Raw genomic sequence first — 4,117 nt, forward strand, 5'->3', positions numbered from 1 at the left:
TCAGCAGACCATCGCGAGCTGCGTCAGACCGCCACAAACATGTGGCGTGAAATCGCATGCCTGAAAGCTGCATAATTTCAGCGTCATAGACAAAATTGCCGACTTGCTCAGGTTAACGTAACAGTGCCCCTCATTCCGCGCTCAAGATGGCTTCCCCTCGGCAGTTCATCAGGGCTAAATCAAACTAGCCGATCTGTCCGGTGAAACGGGGGCACTCCAGAGAAGTGCCTCTCGTATGTGGGGGATTAAGGTTGTAGTCGCTTCTCCAATTGACCTGAGAGGTTCATTACACGCGCATAGTGGCGAGGATTGAAGCTTATATATAGTGGGCAGATGCTTGCAACCAGAACTAGATGCAGGATCCAGCCCGATGCGAACGTGCTGGTCAGACTATGCAGAAACGCGGTTACAACGGGTCCGAGCGCTGCGATAAGAAAACCTCCCCCCTGCATCATGGCAGCGAGTGCACCTGCTTCCTTCGGTTTTGTCAGGTGATCAAGTGACGTGATCAAGGCTAGTGCGAAACTGCCACCAAGACCTGCACCACAAATGGCGGACCAGAAGAAGGGTGAAAGCTGCGGTATAAAGGCAAGTCCTGCAAAGCCGATTGCCTGCATCACCAATGTAAGCACAAGCCATGGTCGACGATCCACACTCTTGCGTGCGAGCAAAGGAAGGCCAAAGGCTGAAAGTGCCTGCGCGATCGCCATGATCGCGATCAGGTTTCCCGTTGCGGCAGCCGTCATGCCCAATGATTGATAGTAAGGTGCCAGCCACGCAACCATGGAAGAATAGCCTGCATTCACGAGGCCGAAAGCGATCATAAGCACCCAGGTGCGCGGACGATACAAAAGCTTCCCAGTTATGTCTATGCCAGAATTTAAACTGGGAGATACTGTTTCCCGAAGAATGGGAGTTGCTGTGAAAAGTGCCAGTAGCGCTGGAATTGCCAGGGCTGCAAGCGCAAAACGCCAGTTATGGTCAGAACCTGCAAGCCAAGGTGTGAGGCGAGCGCCGAGTGCACCGCCACCCATAATCATCGCCGAGTAAAGGCCTGTAATCGTTGCAATACTTGCCGGGAAGTTTGCTTTGATCAAGCCGGGCATTAGTGCCTGTATCATTGCAACACTCGCGCCGCACATCGCAGCTGTAAGCACCAGAGAAAATCCATCCGGGACAAAACCACGCAGAGCAGAACCTGCCGAAAGAATGCCAAGCGCTGCTAACATGCTGCGACGTGTGCCGAAGGCTGCCTGAATGCGTGGTGCGATAAACGCGCCAAGGCCCATGAGCAGCATTGGCAGAAATGTTAGCAAAGACAGCGCACCAAAACCCATGCCGGTATCTGAAACGATATCGGTAAGAACGGGTCCGGGCGCTGTCAAAAATGGCCTAAGATTAAGGCCAATCAGGACAATGAGAACAATAAATGCAATGGGGTTGACCTGAGAGCCGACACTGGTTTGCTTGGTGTGCATGATGACGCCAGTTTTCTATTTCTGCTTTTCCTGCCAGCACCGATATAGCGCTGAATTTCTCTCTGGGTCGTCTGGTGAACAATGTTCAAAATGAATGCCGGTTTGTTTTCCGACCGGTTTCATCAGTTCATTCGCAATTTGCGCTGTTGAAAGGCCAAACGGTTCAGCTTGTTCGTTGGAATAGGCAAACATGATTTTATTAATACCAGACATTCGCATGGCAGCAAAACACATGGGGCAGGGCTGTCCGCTTGCATATACGCTGCAATCATCCAGTCGGGGTGACTGCAAAACCTTGCCTGCGGCACGCAATGCCAGAAGCTCCGCATGTGCTGTCGGATCGCAATCGGCTTGCATGCGATTGACACCGATTGCGATGATCTTGTTGTCTTTTACGACGACAGCGCCGAACGGACGACCGCCCAGTTCGACATTGTCATAAGCAAGGGCAATCGCTTTTTGCAAAAAATCCTGATCCTTACTCACTTGCCGCCCGCCTTCTCTAACATTGCAACCATCGGCGCAAAGCCGCGCTGACGGGCATGTTGTAACGGCGTAACGCCGTCTTTATCGGCTAAATTAACATCTGCGCCACCATCAATGAGCAATTTCACAATATCGATATGGCGCTGCCCGCCATCACCGAGAATGATTGCTTCCAGCAAAGCGGTCCAGCCAAGATTGTTGACGTGATCGACATCCGTGCCCGCTTCAATCAATGTTCTAACGGTTTCAACATGTCCACGTTCAGAAGCGGGTATTATTGCGGTGCCGCCATAGCGATTGGTGCTTTTGAGATCGGCACCATGGGAAAGGGTGAGCTTGAGGATTTCGAGATGGCCTCGCGCGCCCGCATATAGATAAGGACTATCGTTGATAGAATCCTTAGAATTCACATCGGCGCCAGCCTCAATAAGTGTACGCGCAACATCGACATGATTGGCATGGGTGGCTGCAAGAAGAGCGGTTTCGCCCCTTTTGCCACGAGTTTCGAGATCAGCGCCTGCCTTGATCGCCTGATTGACAGCAGAGAGATTGCCGGAGGATGCGGCTTCAATAAGAGTCGCTTGTACTTGCGCTATGGCGTTATTTTCAGACAATGTTGGTTGGGGCATGATTATCGTCCCTGCAATTAATGCTATGGTGCTCAAACTGAAGAGTGTTTTAGACATTGGCTGTGCTCCTTACTTATTGTTAAAATAGTCATGATAAGGCATATTTGAAAATTAAATGTTCAACTGGCCTTCATTCAATAAGTGAATAATGTGTTTAGTCTCGATCTGTTGCGTGCCTTTGTTGCTGTTATAGACAGTCGCAGTTTCACTGCTGCGGCCCAACAATTGCATTCGACCCAATCAACTATAAGCCAGAAAATTTTGCGCTTAGAAGAAGCCGCTGGGCAATCTCTACTGGAGCGTGCGAGAAATGATGTACGGCCAACCGATGCAGGCGAAAAGCTCCTCGGTTATGCACGGCGTATGCTGCGTCTCCACGATGAAGCGGTCGCAGCCATGACAGGCAATGCCATGACTGCGATATTTCGGCTTGGTCTAGCAGAAGATTTTGCGGCCAAGTTAGTCACGCCAGCGCTTGCAGCCTTTCTGCGCGTTCATCCTAATATGAAGCTTGAGGTAACAAGCGGTCTAAGCCGCGAGTTGCAGAAAGGATTTGAAATCGGCGAGTTCGATCTTGTGATGATCAAACAGAAATGCGGAGAAACGGTTGGCGCCATGCACTGGCCAGAACCGCTGTCATGGCTGGAAAGTGCGAATTATCCGGTGTCAGAAACCGATCCTCTGCCGCTGGTCGCTTTCCCGCCCAACGGGCTTTATCGCAGTGACATGATGAAATCGCTCGACAGTATCGGCAGGGCATGGCGTGTTGTTTTCACGAGTTCCAGTCTCGCAAGCGTTCAAAGTGCGGTCACGGAAGGGCTGGGCGTCAGCCTACTCCCCACGCGCGTGGCGCAACCCGCACATAAAATTGTACCTGCAAGTGCGGGTTTACCGACTGTCGACCCGATGGAAATTGTTATTCACCATATAGAAAACGGACCTGAGCAAACCCGGCAGTTAGTCGAAATTCTTAGAGCAATCGTTAGCGAGTAAATTTGCAATTTCGATTCCTGTGATCTGCTAAAGTCTGAAGTCTTCCTATGGATCTGTTGCAAACGTTTCGTCAAGGACGGCTGAGTAACCTTTCGGCTTTACGTCAGCAGAGTATAATCGATGTTCAAAGGTCGCCACTTCGACAAATCCGTCATCCTCCTTTGTGTTCGATGGTATCTGGCTTACAATTTGAGCCTTCGCAATCTGAAGGAAATGATGGCCGAGCGCGGCATTGCCGTGGATCATTCGACGGTGCATCGCTGGGTTTTGCATTTCAGCCCCATGCTGCTGGAGCGGTTCAATCAGAGAAAGCGTCAGGCCACACGAAAATGGACCTTGATGAGACCTACATAAGGGTCAAAGGCGAGTGGCTTTATCTGTATCGCGCCATCGACAGCAATGGCGATACGGTCGAGTTCCTGTTCAGTAAAGGGCGTTGGTGCATGAAGCCGATAATAGACAGATTCGGGTCTTTGATGTTTGGTTACAGGCTTAACTCTTTCACACGGACGGAATCCGGGCGTGCGGATG

The 4,117-nt window shown here is 51.0% G+C and carries 4 protein-coding genes and 1 pseudogene; 2 read left to right on the forward strand and 3 right to left on the reverse strand.

The genetic code is table 11. The features are described 5' to 3' along the window. Positions 1-245 precede the first annotated feature (245 nt). The 3 genes from VBH83_RS19160 to VBH83_RS19170 are packed head-to-tail and all read right to left on the reverse strand — an operon-like array spanning position 246 to position 2,593. Positions 246-1,478, reverse strand: a complete 1,233-nt coding sequence (locus VBH83_RS19160) for a cyanate transporter (protein WP_396999070.1) — start codon at positions 1,476-1,478, stop codon at positions 246-248. 15 nt (positions 1,479-1,493) lie between these two features. Continuing rightward, positions 1,494-1,964 carry a nucleoside deaminase gene (locus VBH83_RS19165; protein WP_396999071.1) on the reverse strand — a complete coding sequence of 157 codons (471 nt, stop codon included), beginning with the start codon at positions 1,962-1,964 and terminating at the stop codon, positions 1,494-1,496. Then, positions 1,961-2,593: an ankyrin repeat domain-containing protein gene (locus VBH83_RS19170; RefSeq protein WP_396999072.1), complete on the reverse strand. Its 633-nt coding sequence runs from the start codon at positions 2,591-2,593 to the stop codon at positions 1,961-1,963. The genes VBH83_RS19165 and VBH83_RS19170 overlap by 4 nt, the downstream gene beginning before the upstream one ends. A 150-nt stretch (positions 2,594-2,743) precedes the next feature. On the opposite strand from VBH83_RS19170, the gene VBH83_RS19175 reads away from it, so the two are divergent. Next, entirely contained in the window at positions 2,744-3,586 is an 843-nt protein-coding gene (locus tag VBH83_RS19175) for a LysR substrate-binding domain-containing protein (RefSeq protein ID WP_396999073.1), read from the forward strand. 120 nt (positions 3,587-3,706) lie between these two features. Next, positions 3,707-4,023: pseudogene (locus tag VBH83_RS19180) on the forward strand (IS6 family transposase); the annotation flags it as partial. Positions 4,024-4,117: the final 94 nt, after the last annotated feature.

This window comes from Ochrobactrum sp. S1502_03, from assembly GCF_044435015.1.
Lineage (GTDB): Bacteria > Pseudomonadota > Alphaproteobacteria > Rhizobiales > Rhizobiaceae > Brucella > Brucella chromiisoli.